Annotated in this window: 11 protein-coding genes and 4 tRNA genes; 10 read left to right on the top strand and 5 right to left on the bottom strand. The window is 60.9% G+C overall.

All coding sequences use genetic code 11. From position 1 onward, the window contains the following. Positions 1-19: 19 nt before the first annotated feature. Both ACYVL5_RS04490 and ACYVL5_RS04485 read right to left on the bottom strand, forming a co-directional pair. Positions 20-793, bottom strand: a complete 774-nt coding sequence (locus ACYVL5_RS04490) for an MBL fold metallo-hydrolase (protein WP_460594359.1) — start codon at positions 791-793, stop codon at positions 20-22. 117 nt (positions 794-910) lie between these two features. Continuing rightward, positions 911-2,986, bottom strand: a complete 2,076-nt coding sequence (locus ACYVL5_RS04485) for an ATP-binding protein (RefSeq protein ID WP_460594358.1) — start codon at positions 2,984-2,986, stop codon at positions 911-913. Between the two features lie 273 nt (positions 2,987-3,259). Here ACYVL5_RS04485 and gap point away from each other — a divergent pair, with 273 nt between their 5' ends. The 9 genes from gap to ACYVL5_RS04440 all read left to right on the top strand — a co-directional run bounded on the left by gap (position 3,260) and on the right by ACYVL5_RS04440 (position 11,072). Beyond that, the gene (gene gap / locus ACYVL5_RS04480) at positions 3,260-4,255 is read left to right on the top strand and encodes a type I glyceraldehyde-3-phosphate dehydrogenase (RefSeq protein ID WP_460594357.1); all 996 of its coding nucleotides are present in this window, start codon (positions 3,260-3,262) and stop codon (positions 4,253-4,255) included. Positions 4,256-4,342: 87 nt separating this feature from the next. Then, positions 4,343-5,542, top strand: coding sequence for a phosphoglycerate kinase (gene pgk / locus ACYVL5_RS04475; RefSeq protein WP_460594356.1), 1,200 nt, complete (start codon positions 4,343-4,345; stop codon positions 5,540-5,542). 252 nt (positions 5,543-5,794) lie between these two features. Continuing rightward, positions 5,795-6,550: a triose-phosphate isomerase family protein gene (tpiA, locus tag ACYVL5_RS04470; protein WP_460594355.1), complete on the top strand. Its 756-nt coding sequence runs from the start codon at positions 5,795-5,797 to the stop codon at positions 6,548-6,550. Positions 6,551-6,747: 197 nt separating this feature from the next. Continuing rightward, a complete protein-coding gene (gene secG / locus ACYVL5_RS04465) occupies positions 6,748-7,167 on the top strand; it encodes a preprotein translocase subunit SecG (RefSeq protein WP_460594354.1) in 420 nt (139 codons plus the stop codon). Positions 7,168-7,218: 51 nt separating this feature from the next. Then, positions 7,219-7,305, top strand: a tRNA-Leu gene (locus ACYVL5_RS04460). A 131-nt stretch (positions 7,306-7,436) separates the two neighbouring features. Beyond that, a tRNA-Leu gene (locus tag ACYVL5_RS04455) sits at positions 7,437-7,523 on the top strand. 233 nt (positions 7,524-7,756) lie between these two features. Then, complete coding sequence (locus tag ACYVL5_RS04450) at positions 7,757-8,245, top strand: ferritin-like domain-containing protein (RefSeq protein WP_460594353.1); 489 nt, start codon at positions 7,757-7,759, stop codon at positions 8,243-8,245. Positions 8,246-8,326: 81 nt separating this feature from the next. Next, positions 8,327-8,413: transfer RNA gene (locus tag ACYVL5_RS04445), tRNA-Leu, on the top strand. A 337-nt stretch (positions 8,414-8,750) separates the two neighbouring features. Beyond that, the gene (locus tag ACYVL5_RS04440; RefSeq protein WP_460594352.1) at positions 8,751-11,072 is read left to right on the top strand and encodes a PAS domain-containing sensor histidine kinase; all 2,322 of its coding nucleotides are present in this window, start codon (positions 8,751-8,753) and stop codon (positions 11,070-11,072) included. Positions 11,073-11,140: 68 nt separating this feature from the next. On the opposite strand, the gene cydC is transcribed toward ACYVL5_RS04440, so the two are convergent. Together cydC and cydD are read right to left on the bottom strand one after the other, a co-directional pair. Next, positions 11,141-12,781 (bottom strand): amino acid ABC transporter ATP-binding/permease protein, encoded by a 1,641-nt coding sequence (cydC, locus tag ACYVL5_RS04435; RefSeq protein WP_460594351.1) that lies wholly within the window; start codon positions 12,779-12,781, stop codon positions 11,141-11,143. Further along, positions 12,778-14,484, bottom strand: coding sequence for a thiol reductant ABC exporter subunit CydD (cydD, locus tag ACYVL5_RS04430; RefSeq protein ID WP_460594350.1), 1,707 nt, complete (start codon positions 14,482-14,484; stop codon positions 12,778-12,780). The genes cydC and cydD overlap by 4 nt, the downstream gene beginning before the upstream one ends. 175 nt (positions 14,485-14,659) lie before the next feature. Between cydD and ACYVL5_RS04425 the strand changes: the two genes are divergently transcribed. Beyond that, positions 14,660-14,746, top strand: a tRNA-Leu gene (locus ACYVL5_RS04425). 1,004 nt (positions 14,747-15,750) lie between these two features. On the opposite strand, the gene ACYVL5_RS04420 is transcribed toward ACYVL5_RS04425, so the two are convergent. Continuing rightward, positions 15,751-16,101 carry a hypothetical protein gene (locus ACYVL5_RS04420; protein ID WP_460594349.1) on the bottom strand — a complete coding sequence of 117 codons (351 nt, stop codon included), beginning with the start codon at positions 16,099-16,101 and terminating at the stop codon, positions 15,751-15,753. Positions 16,102-16,168 lie beyond the last annotated feature (67 nt).

Here is a 16,168-nt window from a genome sequence, read left to right as displayed (position 1 = left end):
AGGATCGATGGTTGGTTGGTTACTGGATGGCGAGCATGCCGCTCGCCTGGTACTGGTTACCGACGAAAACCTGCGGAGCGCAGACGTTCTGGCGGTCCAAGAGTCCCCGCGCCGAGGCGAGCGCCAGCGCCGGGTCGTTGTTCACTTCCGAAAGATGGCTGAGAAAGACCCCCTCGAGCCCCGGGTGCAGGAGCTCGGCCAAGAGGTTCGCCCCCTGTTCGTTGGAGAGATGGCCGTGACGGGAACGGATCCGCTGCTTGAGATGCCAGGGATACGGCCCCTCCTGCAGCATCCGCTCGTCGTGGTTGAACTCCAGGACCAGCGCGCGGCATCCTTTGAGCTTCTCTTCGACCAGCCGGGTGGCCACCCCGAGATCGGTGGCGAAACCGAAGGTGCCGAGACTCCCCTCGATACGGTAGCCGACCGGGTCGCAGGCGTCATGGGTGATCGGGAAGGGATCGATGCCAAGCCCCTTGAACTCGAAGGAGATGCCGGGCTCGAACTCGATCTGCTGCGCCTTGCCGATGCAGGAGCGCGACGCCTCCAGGGTCTTGCCGGCGCCCAGGATCGGGATCTTCAGCTTTCTGGCCACCGTCCCCACCCCGCGGACGTGGTCTGTGTGCTCGTGGGTGACCAGGATGCCGTCGAGGGTCTCGGGGGCCACGCCGAGGCTCGAAAGCCTGACCAGCGTCTCGCGGCAGGAGAGACCGGCGTCGATCAGCAGCCGGCAAGAATCGGATTCCAGGTACAGGGAGTTCCCCTTGCTGCCGCTCGCCAGCAGGCTGACCTTCACGCATCCCTCCAACATGCCCGTTGACCGGGGCGGGCGCCCTGAAAAAATCGGGGTGAAAAACCTATTTTTTATACAGGAAACGGTTGCCTGATTCAAGGCCTACTTGCTGAGGGCAGGCTAATGGAGAAGCGTCGCGTAGCGGGGAGGTTCCTGGGCAAGCCCGGTGGTAACCGGGAGCAGGATATGGAAGGTGGAGCCGGGGAAGTTCTCGGGGTCGTAGCCGGTGGATTCCACCCAGATCTCGCCGCCGTGCATGTCCACCACCCCTTTGGCGATGGAAAGGCCGAGCCCCGCCCCCTTGGCCTTGAAGGCGACTTTCCCGCTGGAGTGCTCCTGGATGTTGCCGACCTCGTAGAACTTCTCGAAGATGCGGACCTGGTCCTCGCGGTCGATCCCGATACCGGTGTCGGTGACGGTGATCTCCAGGAAAAGATGGTGCTCGCGCGGCGGCGCCAGCGGGTCGCTCCCCGGGGAGGACCTAAGCAGGTACTTCGCCGAGGTGGAGACCGTGATGCGGCCGCCGTCGGGGGTGAACTTGATGGCGTTGCCGAGGATGTTGGACAGAAGCTGCATGAGCCGCAGGGCGTCCCCGCGGATGCTCGGGATCGATTCGTCGAGCCTGAGCACCACCTCCTGCTTGCGCATGGAGAAGAAGAAGCGGAGCTCGTTGACCGAGGACTCGATCAGCCGGTTCAGCTGGACCTCCTCCATCTTGAGCTGGAGCCTCTTCTCGTCGATCATCGAGACGTCCACCATGTCCTTGATGATGTTGTCCAGGCGGGAGGCGGCGTTGGCGATGTTGGCCACCATCTCGAGGACGGTCTTGTCGACCGACTCGGCGAGGTCGGTGGTGATCAGCTCGGAATACCCCATGATGACGGTGAGCGGGGTCTTCAGCTCGTGGGAGGCGAGTCCCAGGAAGGAATCCTTCATCCGGTTAAGCCTGGCGAGGTCGGCGGAGCTCTTCTCGAGGTTGGCGATGATCTCGCGCTCGCGGGTTACGTCGCGGAAGATGGCCTGCACCAGGGTCTCGTTGCCGCTTTTCACGCTGGATGCGTGCAAAAGCGCCACCACCGCCCCACCCTCCTTGCGGCAAAGCTGCATCTCGTCGGCCACGTGGTTTCCGGCCGCCGCCTCCCGGAACATCCGCTGGACCTTGGGGATGTTGGCGATGTTCAGGAGAAGGAGCAGCTTGGTAAGGGGGAGCCCGACGATCTCCTTCGCCTCGTAGCCGAAGAAATCCTCCGCCATCTTGTTGACCATGCGGATGGACTCGTCGGCATCGATGACCACGATGGCGTCGCTTGCGTCCTCCATGAGCGACTTGTAGAGCTCCTCGGAGCGCTCAAGCTCGGCACTGAGGCTTTCCAGCTTCTGGTAAGAGGCCTGCAGCTCCTCGAAGGTCCGCTCCATCTCCTGGTAGCTCTTGTTGAGCTCGGCGTCGCGGGCCTTGAGGGATTCGGACATGATGTTGATGCTTTTGCCGAGCTCGGCAAACTCGAAGGCCCCCACCTCGGTGATCTTGGTATCGAAGGAGCCCTGGGAGATCTGCTTCACCCCCTTGAGGAGGATGGAGATGGGATGGGTGACCGCCCTCTTCACGAAGATCATCACGAAGCTAAAGGAGGCCAGCAGGGCGAGCGCCAGGAGGTAGAGGGTCTTGTACACCATCCCCCTGATCCGCTCGAAGACGACGTCTTCGCTGAAGCCGACATGGACCCGGGCGATGGCCTTGCCGTAGGGGGACTTCACCGGCAGCGAGCTGTCGTAGAAGACCTCCTTCCTCCCGTCCAACGGCACCGGGATCTGTTCGACCACGGCGTCGCTCGGGGAGGCGGAAGCGTTTTCAGGGAGCCAGGGGCGCTTGGGGAAGGAGAAAAACGGCCGGCTGCTGGCGAAGATGACGTTGCCGTTTAGGTCGGTGACCAGGCTGTAGGCGATGTCAGGATTACCCTCGATGATCTCCCGGCACTTCTCCGAAAGACCGCTCATATCCTTCAGCTCAAGCCCCAGGTTCAGCACCTTCTCGATGTTGGAGGCAAGGGTGCCGGCCAGGCTCTGGGACCGAAGGTTCAGGTTCTGGATCTGGTCCTTTCGCAGGGCCATGATGTCCATGCCGGAGCTGGCAAATATGGTGAGAAAGAGAATCAGGAAGGAGAAGAGGAAGATTCTTTTTTCGAGGGTCATGTTCATCAAGAAAGCGGTTCCAATCCTCGACGGTTAAAAGAGATAGAGACAGCGCCCCTAGAGCATAGAGAGTAATCCCCGAAAAGTCAATTATTATCGGGTGTTTATTGTAAACGACACGCGAGCCGGAAGTTCCCCAGGCAGTGACCGAATCGGGACGTTAAGCAGCGGTATCGGGGGATTTTGAGAATTCTTGAATAAAAACTTGACTGCCACGGGGCCGATTAGTTACTATCGCCCCCTGGGTAGGAATAATCTAATTAATCAGGAGGAGTGCTTATGGCTTTGAGAGTTGCAATCAACGGCTTCGGCAGGATCGGACGTTGCGTCCTGAGAGCGGCTATACAGGAATCGGGTATCGAATTCGTGGCGATCAACGACCTCACCGATGCCAAGACCCTCGCCCACCTTCTCAAGTACGACTCCGTCCATGGCACCTTCCCCGGTGAAGTGGTGGCCAAGGACGACCAGATCATCGTCGACGGCAAGGCCATCAAGATCCTGGCCGTGAGAAACCCCGCCGAGCTCCCCTGGAAAGACATGAAGGTCGACGTGGTGCTCGAGTCCACCGGCCTCTTCACCGCCCGCGACAAGGCCGCCATGCACCTGACCGCCGGCGCCAAGAAGGTCATTATCTCCGCCCCCGCCACCGATCCGGACCTGACCGTGGTGCTCGGCGTGAACGATAAGGACTACGACAAGGAGAAGCACCACATCATCTCCAACGCGTCCTGCACCACCAACTGCCTCGCTCCGGTCGCCAAGGTCCTCCAGGACAACTTCGGCATCGAGAAAGGCCTGGTCACCACCGTCCACTCCTACACCAACGATCAGAACATCCTCGACCTGCCGCACAAGGACCTCCGCCGCGCCCGCGCCGCCGCCCTCTCCATGATCCCGACCACCACCGGCGCCGCCAAGGCGGTCTCCCTGGTGCTGCCGGCCCTCAAAGGAAAGCTGGACGGCATGGCCATCCGCGTCCCGACCCCGAACGTCTCGGTGGTCGACCTCGTCTGCACCCTCTCCAAGGAGACCACCGCCGAAGAGGTCAACGCCAAGCTCAAGGAAGCAGCCGAAGGGCCGCTCAAAGGGATCCTCGGCTTCTGCACCGAGCCCCTGGTCTCCATCGACTTCAACGGCTGCCGGCTCTCCTCCATCGTCGACGCCCCCTCCACCAAGCTGATCGGCGGCAACATGGTGAAGGTCATCTCCTGGTACGACAACGAAGCAGGCTTCTCCAACCGTGTGGTCGGCCTCATCAAGATGCTCTTCTAAAATTAGCTGTCCCGGAAAACACGAAGGGGGGAGATTACTCCCCCCTTTTTTTCCGTTCAAGAATCTGCAACTCAAGGAGGAATCACCATGACGATTCGTTACATCGACGAGATCGCCAATCTCGAGGGGAAAAAGATCTTCATGCGGGTGGACTTCAACGTGCCGCTCGATGAGCACCAGAACATCACCGAAGACACCAGGATCCGCGCCGTCCTGCCGACCATCAACTACGCGCTGGACCAAAAGGCCAAGATCGTCCTCGCCTCCCACCTCGGCCGCCCCAAAGGGGAGCGCAAGGAGAAGTACTCGATGGCCCCGGCCGCCAAACGCCTCTCCCGCCTGCTCGGCAAAGAGGTGAAGCTCGCCCCCGACTGCATCGGGGCCGAGACCAAGGCGATGATCGACGCCATGCAGCCGGGTGACGTGGTCATGCTCGAGAACGTCCGCTTCTACCAGGGCGAGGAGAAAAACGACCCGAACTTCGCCAAGGACCTGGTGAACGGCTGCGAGATCTACGTGAACGACGCCTTCGCCGTCTCCCACCGCGCCCACGCCTCGGTGCACGCCATCACCGATTTCTTCCCGGTGGTGGCCGCCGGTTTCCTGATGAAGAACGAGATGAACTACTTCGACAAGGCGATGCAGAACCCGATCCGCCCGCTGGTCGCCATCCTCGGGGGCGCCAAGGTCTCCGGCAAGATCGAGGTGCTGGAAAACCTCTGCGACAAGGTCGACAAGATCATCATCGGCGGCGGCATGGCCTTCACCTTCCTGAAAGGGATGGGGTACAACGTCGGCAAGTCGCTCGTCGAAGAGGACCTGATCGAGACCGCCATGAAGACCTACCAGAAGGCCCGTGAGAAAGGGGTCAAGTTCTACCTTCCGGTCGACTGCGTGGTGGCCGACCAGTTCAACGCTGCCGCCGAGAACAAGGTGACCCCGATCCAGGAGATCCCGGAAGGATGGATGGCGCTCGACATCGGTCCCGCCACCGTCACCCTCTTCTCCGAGGCGCTGCAAAACGCCAAGACCATCGTCTGGAACGGCCCGATGGGGGTCTTCGAGATGGACGCCTTCTCCCGCGGCACCTTCGCCATGGTGAGCGCGGTGGCCAACTCCTACGCCCTCACCATCGTGGGGGGCGGCGACACCGACGTGGCCGTCCACCGTGCCGGCGAGTACGCGAAGATCAGCTACATCTCCACCGGCGGCGGCGCCTTCCTCGAGCTTCTGGAAGGAAAGATCCTCCCCGGTATCCAGGCCCTCGACGAGAAGGGACGCAAGTAACCAAGCCGGCCCAACGTTCCCCCCTTTGCGAAGGGGGGACAGGGGGGATTTCTCGCCTCGTCTTGCTTTAACGGCATCCCTCGTGGCAGCTTCCCCCACCCTAAGCCCCCTAGTGGGAACATTCCGTACCCTCCCTTCAGGTGGAAGCGGAAGTTTTCAGGTACCCTCCCATTCAAGGTGAGGGACAGGGTGTTGGATGGGGCGCCTTTACTACCTAGTTCGAATGTAATGATCTCTACCTGGAGGTTGGATATGCGCAAGCCGGTCATCGCTGGCAACTGGAAGCTTTTCAAGACCAAGAACGAGGCGCTGGCCCTCATCGAGGAGCTCGCCCCGCAAGTCAAAGACGTCAACAACGTGGAAATCATCGTGGCCCCGGTATTCACCGTGCTCCCCTCGCTGGTTCCCGCCACCGCCGGCACCAACATCAGCCTGGCCGCCCAGGACGTCTTCTGGGAAGAGGAAGGCGCCTTCACCGGTGAGGTTTCCTCCCGCATGCTCCTCGATGCCGGGGCAAGCCACGTGATCATCGGCCACTCGGAGCGCAGGCAGTACTTCGGCGAGACTGAGGCCACCGTCAACAAGAAGGTGAAGGCCGCCCTCAAGGGTGCCCTGGTCCCCATCATGTGCATCGGGGAAACCCTCGAAGCCCGCGAGGCGGGCGACACCTTCAAGGTGCTCGAGACCCAGCTCAAGGGTGGACTGGAAGGACTGACCGTCAGCCAGTTCGCCCCGGTCGTCATCGCCTACGAGCCGGTCTGGGCGATCGGCACCGGCAAGACCGCCACCGACGAGCAGGCCCAGGAAGCCCACGCCTTCATCCGCGGCGTGCTGGCCTCTCTCTACGGGAAGGAAACCGCCGACAAGACCCGCATCCTTTATGGCGGGAGCGTCAAGCCCGAGAACGTCAAGGGACTCATGTCCTGCGCCGACATCGACGGTGCCCTGGTGGGCGGCGCGAGCCTCAAGGCGGCCACCTTCGCACCTATCGTTCGCTTCGGCGATTAGCACCTCCCGCTTTTTTTAAAGGGGGGCCGCGGGGGATTTCTGTCATAGGCGGAAGTTTGCTTTGGCGAAAATCCCGTTAAATCCCACTTTTACCAAGAGGGACTTGCATGAGCCGCCGATTGTAGCTAATCAGGTTGTCTTTTGCAGGGAAGTGTGTTAAATAGTCTTTTTGAATTTCGTCGGAGGTAACGGTTTTAATGACTATCTTACTGGTAACCCTGCACATCATCGTCTGCTTCGCCCTCATCATCGTCGTCCTTCTTCAATCCGGGAAAGGGGCCGAGATGGGCGCTTCCTTCGGCGCCAGCGGCAGCCAGTCGGTCTTCGGCGCGGGCGGCGGCAGCACCTTCATGAGCAAGCTGACCACCTACGCCGCCGTGATCTTCATGCTCACCTCGCTCTCCCTCGCCTTCGTTTCCGGCAAGGGTGGCGGCTCTTCCATCATGGCCGGCAAGACCGTCAAGAAGGCCAAGCCCGCGCCCATGGGCGGGATGCCGCTGCAGCAGATGCCGGGTGCCCCCGGTGCCGCTCCGGCCGCCCCGGGTCAGACTCCGGCCGCGCCTGGCGCTCCGGCCAAAGCTCCGGCCTTCCCCGCAGCACCGGCCCAGCAGAAGTAACTTTTTCAGTTGACTTCCGAGTCAACTGCTGGTAGATTGCTGAATCTCGATGCCGAAGTGGTGGAATTGGTAGACACACCATCTTGAGGGGGTGGCGGGCGATAGCCTGTACGAGTTCGAGTCTCGTCTTCGGCACCATCGATAGAAAACCGCAGGGCCCGTTGTCTTCACACGGGCCCTGTTTTGTTGCAACCGACTGATAACACTGAAAAAAATCATCATTTCCGTCTTGACTTGCAGGCACGGAAATGATAGAAAGACGTTCCTAAGCCGAAGTGGTGGAATTGGTAGACACACCATCTTGAGGGGGTGGCGGGCGACAGCCTGTACGAGTTCGAGTCTCGTCTTCGGCACCAACGTAACGACCAGAAAAGCGTCCCGTCACCCCGGGGCGCTTTTCTTTATTTGCCCCGCTGCTGAATCTCCCCTTCCCTGTCCCCACCACACACTGTCATAGCTCCTTCCACACACCGGAGTCTTCCCGTTTCACTAATGATCTCAGCGGACTAAGCCGTGCGAATTTGACAAGAAAAGGACATACCCTATAATTCACGGTAACTGAAATTTCTCACACCGGAGGGAGGGGGCCATGAAGAACGCACAGGACGCCATCAAGCAGGCAATACAGACTGAAAAGAACGCGATGAACTTTTATCAGATCGGTGCCAAGCAGATGAGAGACAGGGAAGCTCGCCGCATCTTCGAACAACTTGCCAACGAAGAACGGGAACACGCCCACCACTTCTACAAGGCTTATCTCGGCAACGATCTGGGTCCCTTCGACGACTTCATCGAGGCGCCGCCCGAGCACGACTCCGTCTGGCTCACCTCCATCCAGCAGGTGATCAATTCCGACTTCACCGAAGAGAGGGCGCTCGAGGTCGCCATGGAGAAGGAGACCAACCTCGAGCAGGCTCTGCTGGAAACGGCGGCCCGGATCAACGACGCATCCATCCGGGAGATCTTCGAGATCAACGCCCGTGAGACCCACAACCACTACCTCACCATCGAGTCCGAGTACCAGAGGCGGATGGCCATGGTCGACGAGTCGGACATGGACACCTACGTGCGGGAATAGCCGATTTTTCAACACGGGAAAAAGACAGGCACTTTTTCCTTGCAAGGCAGCCCCTCTGATGGTATAAGAGGTCTCTCTCAAGCCGAAGTGGCGGAATTGGTAGACGCGCTAGATTCAGGTTCTAGTACTCGCAAGGGTGTGCTGGTTCGATTCCAGTCTTCGGCACCAAAAGATCAAAGGGTTACGGTTCTCCGTAACCCTTTTTCTTTTGTTCCTTGTTTTACCCTCAGCCCATTTGGGGGCCTTCCACCTTAGACGTTGACCGCCAACGACTTGTCACCTGCGGCCGGCAACTTGTCACCCTGTAACGGACCTGCCCACCCCGCTCCACCCCGATCCTAGCCCAATCTTCTCCCTCCCCTGTGCTGACAGAACTCTTCAGGCTTTAGTTCTTCAAGTTTTCCCGTTAACCAGCCGAAAAGCGTGGCATTGGGGTGTCAACAGGTGAACCTGTAACTGACTGACCGTCGCCCCTGCCCCGGATGTTCTTAGCAGGAGAGATCTGATGATGCTAATTGCCAAGAGATTCCACCCGTTGGTGGTCTTCGCCATCCTGTTGGTGGTCATATTCCTTTTCGAAACGCTCATCATGCTCCTCCTGCCGCACCTGCTCGCCGGTAAGCCCAGCTATTTCAAGGACCTCGCCGATGCCTCGCTGCTGGCAGTCCTGTGCGCACCGTTTCTCTGGCTCATGATCATCCGTCCCTTGAAAGAGGCAGCCATGGACGAGGTCGCCCAGGCAAGCATCCTCGTTCAGAACATGGAACACGCGGTCAGCGAGCAGGCCGAATTGTCGTCACAGCTGGTCGACAACCTGGTGATACCCTGCTTCGTGATCAAGCCCGACCACACCGTCATCGTCTGGAACAAGGCGTGCGAGGCGCTGACCGGTCTCAATGCGACTGGCATGGTGGGTAAAACGAGGCAGTGGAAGGCCTTTTTCGGACATGAGGAGAAAACCCTGGCGGACATGGTGGCGGACGCCGAGTCGGCCAGGGGAGACGGTGAGGCCCCGGTGGATTCCTTCGGCCTGCGCAGTGAGGGTTGGTATCCAAACATCGGCGGAAAACGACGCTACCTCGCCATCCGGGCCGTTCCGCTGCACAATAAGAATAATGAGCTCCTGGCCGTCATCGAGACCTTCGAAGACGTCACCGACCGCAAGCTCGCCGAGGAAGCGGTCAGGTTTTCCGAGGAGAAGTTCTTCAAGGCCTTCCAGTGCAGTCCCGACGCGGTCGTCATCAGCAGGAAGGCGGACGGCACCTTCCTGGAGGCCAACGAGTCATTCTTTCGGATGCTGGGTTACACCCGCGACGAGATCATCGGCCACGCATCGCTGGAAATCGGTCTATGGGTCGATCCGGAGCAGCGTGCCCAGATCCTGACCGTGATGGAAAACGGGGGAGAGGCACACGACATCGAGATTCACCTCAGGGCCAAGAACGGGCCGGTGGTGACCTGCCTCTGGTCGTCGGCCATCATCGACTTCAAAAGCGACGAATGCCTTATCGTCAACCTCCGCGACATCACCGCGGAAAAGGAAAACGAGCGTCAACTCAAAAAGAGCCGTGCCGAGCTCCTGGTCAAACACGAACAACTCGCCGCCGTCTTCAGGAACATCGAGACGGTGAAACGCGAGTGGGAGCTGACCATCGACTGCATCAAGGATATCGTGGTCCTCCTGGACTCCAGGGGGAGGGTCAAGCGGTGCAACCTCGCCACCGCCACCTTTTTCGGCATCTCCGTCCACCAGGTGACCGGGCGAACCTGGACCGATCTGCTGCGGGACAAGGATTTCCCGGAACCGGCACCCGAAGAGCAAAGCCGCGAAGTGTATCACGAGATGACCGGGCGCTGGTTTCTTTACACGAGCTACCCCTACCCTCACGACGATCCCCGGATCGACATCGGTGCGGTGGTGACCGTCCACGACACGACTCAGAGAAAACGTGCCGCCGTCGAACTGGAGAAGGCCTACACCGAACTTAAGGAAACCCACGCCTTTATCCTGCAGCAGGAGAAGATGGCCTCCCTCGGGCAGCTCGCAGCCGGTATCGCGCACGAAATCAACAACCCCACCGGCTTCATCATCTCCAACCTGGGGACGATGAAGAAGTACGGCGAGCGCCTGGTCGAATACCTCGACCTGCTGCAGGGCGAGGTAGGCCCTCCCCCTCCCTCCGTCCTCGATGAACAGCGGAAACGACTGAAGATCGACAAGATCATCGAGGACCTGCCGTCCCTCATAGCCGAGACGCTGGAGGGAGCCGACCGGATGAAGAAAATCGTCCAGGACATGAAGGGATTCTCCCGCAGTGACAGCGGGAAGCCGGTGGCGAGCGACCTCAGGGAGTGCCTGGAAAGCACCATCAACATCGTATGGAACGAGCTCAAATACAAGGCCCGGCTGACGAGAAAGTACGGGGCTATCCCGCCGGTAACCTGCTACCCCCAGCAACTGAACCAGGTTTTCATGAACCTGCTCGTAAACGCCGCTCACGCCATTGAAAAGGACGGGGAGATCGTGGTCGTCACCAGCCAGGAGGGGGATTTCGTCCACATCGCCATCACCGACACCGGCTGTGGCATTCCCGAGGAGAACCTCACACGGATCTTCGAGCCTTTCTTCACCACCAAGGAGGTCGGCAAGGGCACCGGCCTGGGGCTGAGCATCAGCTACGCCATCGTGCAAAAACACGGAGGCGACATCTGGGCGGAGAGCACCGTCGGGAGCGGGACGACCTTCCACCTGAGGCTTCCTCTCGACGCCACCGCCGTCCCACCTCTTTGCGGAGGCGCACCCGGCGCCGACCTCCCGCTCCCCTAGGCTCGTCTCCTCCCCTGTCGGGTGACGTCAAAGCGGCGGCCGGTCAATGAAGGGTAAGGCTCAATGCGTCACTGCGGCATCCGAACGACCCGGTCGGCCAGCGGGAGGCAGGCGGGGCGGTGGGTGATGATCAGGACGGTTCTCCCCGCGGTCCGTTCGGCCAGTCTCTCCACCACCAGGCGTTCGGTGGCGGCATCCATCCCCTCGGTCGGCTCGTCGAGAATCAGGACCGGGGCGTCCTTGACAAGAGCCCGCGCCAGGGCGATCCTCCTCCCCTCTCCGCCTGACACCTCCCCTCCCCCTTCGCCGACCGGGGTATCGAGTCCCGCCGGAAGCCCCGCCACCCAACCCGACAGACCGGCATCCTCCAGCGCCTTCTCCAGTTGAGCGGCGTCCGCCTGCCGGTTGCCGACGAGGATATTCTCCCTGATGGTCGTGTTGAAAAGGTGCGGCCGCTGGGGAAGTACGGCTATCTCCCGGCGCAGCTCATCGGCGGCCAGGTCGCGGATCTCCACGCCCCCCAGGCGTATGCTCCCCCGGTAATCCCGGAAACGCAGCAGGACGTCGACCAGGGTGCTCTTCCCGCAACCGCTGGGCCCGACGAGCGCCACCCGCTCCCCCTGGGCCAGTTCGAGATCGAAACCGTCCAGCACCTCGTTACCACCCTGAAAGGCAAAGCGCAGATCCCGTATGGAGATCGCCTTCGAATCGGGAAGGGCCCTCGGTCTCTGCGGATCGGCGACCGGCACGACGCTATCGGCCAGCTCGAGCAGCCGATTGAAGGTGGCCGTGGCGGCGGGAAGATGCTGGAGTGCCCCCGCCATCGGGCCGACCGCTTCGAAAGTGGCCGCGGCGAAGATCACCAGCATGGCGAGCGACGCAGGGGCCAAGGTCCCGTGCCCGACAGCGGCTCCCCCCGCCAACAGCATGGCCGCGCCCCCTACCCCGGCGCAGAACACATTGGCGGAGAGGCTCCAGGCGGTTATCCCGGCCAGCTTTTCCTGTGCCGCCACCAGCTCTTCCGAGACGCGCTCCACCTCCGCGGCCTGACGATCGGCCGACCCCAGCAGAAACAGCTCCTCCGCCCCCTGAAAGCCATCGGTTGCCAGGTTGCGCAACCTGCCGCTCAGCTCGGTCGCCTCCTCACCCGGTTGACGCGACAGGCGCCCGACCAACACGGGCAGGACCACTGCCGGCATGAGCAGTACTGCTGCCAGGCTCAAGGCCGCGACGGCATCGAGGTAGAGGACGAAGAGTAAGGCGGCAGTGATGGCAAGAACGCCGGTAACGATGGGAGCGACCACGCGGAGGTAGACATTTTCCAGGGAGTCGACATCGGAGCGGAGCCTTCCCGCAACGTCCCCGCCGGCGTATCTCTCCAGCACGGCGGGAGCGAGCGGCTCCAGATGCGTGAAGAGCCAGACCCGGAGATCGGCCAGCATGCGCAGGGTGGCCTCGTGGCTTACCAGGCGCTCGGCATAGCGCCCGGCGGTCCTGAAGATGGCCAGGATGCGGATGGCGGCCGCCGGAAAGAAGTATTCGAATTCCATCCTCGCCGCGCCCGCAATGGCCATCGACGCTATGAACCACCCGGAAACGGCCATGAGGATGCAGTTAACCGCGATGGCCGAAAAGCCGAGGGCGATGCCGCCGGCCATCCACAGCCACTGCTTCCTGGCGACCGACATGATGCGCCTGATGGCGTTCATACGGCCTCCGTAAGGGAAACGCGGTCGAGGAAATCGGCCGCCGTCATAACGCCCTGCAGTCTGCCGCCTGCCATGACGGCCACCCGCTGCACCTGGCGCAGGGTTTCCTCGCGGTGGCTGATAACGAGCACGGTCCGCCCCTTCGCCAGCCCCCTGATAGCGTTGCCGACCATCTCTTCGTTGGCGGCATCGAGACCGGCGGTAGGCTCGTCAAGCACGACCAGGGTCGCCTGCCTCAAGAAGGCCCTGGCAAGCGCCAGACGGCGCTGTTCCCCTCCCGAGAGCCCGGCCCCACCGCCGCCGAGCGGAGTCTCCAGTCCGAGGGGAAGGCGCTCGATGAATGCGGCCGCCGACGCATCGGCAAGGGCCGAGGCGATCTCCTCACCGGTGGCAGAAGGGCAGCCGAGCAAGAGGTTTTCCCGGACGGTTCCCTTGAAAAAGAACGGCTTTTGCGGGACCCAGGCAATGGAAGCGTGCCAGGCCGCGGGGGAGAGATCGGCAAGATCTATCCCATTCACGGTAATGCGCCCCGATTCCGGGCGGCTAAGACCGACCAGCAGACGAGCCACCGTGGTCTTACCGGCACCGCTCTCGCCGGCCAGCGCGGTGATGCTGCCGGCCGGGATCTCGAGGTCGAGTTCGGTGACACCGCCCCGGTTGCCGCCGTAACGGAAGGTAACCGATTGGAAGCGGATAACCGGGGGGCCGGGCGGTAGCGCCAAGCTCCCCTCGCAACCGGCGAGATCCGGGAGCGACATCAGGCGGAAGATCCGCTCCGCCGCGGTAAGCGACTGCATCCGCGCGTGGTGGGAGAGTCCCAGGTTTCTAAGCGGCAGGTAAAACTCGGGAGCGATGAACAGCACGAAGAGTCCGTCCGCCAGGGGAAGCGCAGCGGACAGCAGGCGGAAGCCGACCACGACGGCGACGATGGCCGTTCCCATGGTGGAAAAGAATTCCAGGGTCAGGGCGGAGAGGAAGGCGATCCGCAAAACCGCCATGGTGGCCTGCCGGTACTCGCCCGAGACACGCGCCACCTCGGCCGCCTCCCTCTTGGCCGCCTGGAAGATGCGCAGATCGGGAAGCCCCTGGATCAGGTCGAGAAGATAGCCCGCCATGCGGGAGAGCTCCTCCCATTGGCGCCGGTGGATCGCTTCGGAGCCCTTCCCGATCAGCACCATGAAGAAAGGAATGAAGGGGGCGGAGAAGAGGAGTACCAGTGCCGCCCGCCACTCCACGCCGAGAACGAAGAGCATCATGCAGAGAGGGATGGCCGCGGCCAGCACCATCTGGGGGAGGAAACGGGAGATGTAGCCGTCGAGCCCGTCCACCGCGGTGGTCACGGTCTCGACCAGCGGGGCCGCCTCCTCCCCGACCGTACCGGCCGGGCCGAGCTCCTGGAGGCGCCGGTAGAGACGGCTGCGTACTCCCCTCTTCAGGGCGGCGGAGGCGGCAGCGGCCTGCCGCTCGGCAAAGAAGGTCAGCATCGTGCGGGCAAGCACGGTCAAGACGACGAAAGCGGCCAGGGGCACGATCCGCGCGACCGGGACCTTCTCCATGATGACCTGGTGGCATCCCGAGGCAAGAAGGCGCGCCTGGAGGACGATGAGGAAACCGGCCACGGAGCCGCAGCCGACGGCCCGCAGCAAGAGCGGGCGAAGGGCCAGGCATTCCTTTTTAAGCCACTGTTCCGGCGTAGTTTCCACAGTTTTAGGGCTCTCAGTCATAATCCCTGCAATTTAGTCCATGGCCTATGAGTAAACAAGCCATTTCTATTCTACCCTCACCAAAGCCCCTGTCATTTCCACTCGATAAGGAAAGTTCGTTGCCAACTTTTTCTTGCATTGCGGATTCTCCGATGCTATAAGAAGTGTCTCGCAAGCCGAAGTGGCGGAATTGGTAGACGCGCTAGATTCAGGTTCTAGTACTCGCAAGGGTGTGCTGGTTCGATTCCAGTCTTCGGCACCAAAAGATCAAAGGGTTACGGTGAAAACCGTAACCCTTTTTGTTTACCCCATCCGCGATTGCCAGCTTACCTCTACCAATGTCACCCACCCTACCCCTCTCCACGGTCGTCGAATACAGGTGCTCTTGCTGCCTGCCAGCTCAAATGTCCGATTGCCGAGCCTGACCACCCATGTGGCCCTTTTCAATCGCCGCCTCCCCCAAAAAGCGCCGAGGCCGTAATAGGAATCGCGATTTCGAAACAGACGGCGACGGTCCCGGGGATGGAAATCGTCGTCTCCGGCAAAGGACCGTCGATGCCGGAACAGGAATCGCGATTTCGAAACAGCCGACGACGGTCCCCGAATGGAATGCGTAGTTTCCGGCAAAGGACCGTCGATGCCGGAACAGGATTCGCGATTTCGAAACAGACTGCGAGGGTCCCGGAATGGAAAGCGTCGCCTCCGGCAAAGGATCGTCGATGCCGGAACAGGAATCGCGATTTCGAAACAGCCGACGACGGTTCCCGAATGGAATGCGTCGTTTCCGGCAAAGCACCGTCGATGCCGGAACACGAATCGCGATTTTGAAACAGACGGCGACGGTCCCGGGATGGAATGCGTCGTCTCCGGAAAAGGACCGTCGATGCCGCAACGGGATTCGCGATTTCCAAACAGGCCGCGGCGGTAGCAGGCAGAAGATCGTCGCTGAAAAAGATGTCGCTATGGTGGCGCCGGTGTTCTTGGACAGGAGACAGGGCTTAATCAAGCCCCAAGGAGATCGGACATGGTACAAGACGGAAGGAGTCCTGGGGCAGCGGAGAAAGAGCGTGGCTCGACCATCGCAAAGGTGCCGCTCGGCGCTCTCTATCCGCGTATTCAGAAAATTTTCGACCACAGGGCGAGCACGCTGTTCCCGGACTTGCCGTTTCTGAGAATGCCGTTGTCGCGGGTAAATTCCAGATAGAGTTCGGGCTTCCAGAGAAAGCCGCTGGTGAGCCAGATCGACCGGGCATTTCCCGTCGCCTCTTAGTACAAACGATCGGGTGAGGAAAAGATTTCGCGATCGGCCCACATATAGGTGTCGCTCAGGTGCAGGTAAAGAAAGAAGAAGAGTTCCCTGCGGTATTCTATGGTGCCGATAGCGTAATCGGATACGTTAAACTGATCGAACAAGGCTCCCGGATAGGGAACTTCATCACCGGCAAGGGGTGTGTGGTATTCATGCCCCTTATCCCCGTCTTGAGAGGCCACCTTCTCCGTGCCGGACAGCGATTCTTCGGCCCAGCCGTTTGCAGAACAGACAAAAGACAGGGCACAGGCCAGCATACAAAGAATTGAGTTTGAGTTTTTGAGCAAGCACGCGATCTGCTGTCTCATAGTCATTGCTTTCCAAATCTGCCGGAAATCGCCTGATTAAAAATATCACATACAGTCTCAGATTCAA

It is taken from the genome of Geomonas sp. Red276, assembly GCF_054784495.1.
The sequence above is the reverse complement of the archived record's forward strand: the minus strand, read 5'-3'. Positions and strand labels throughout refer to the sequence as shown.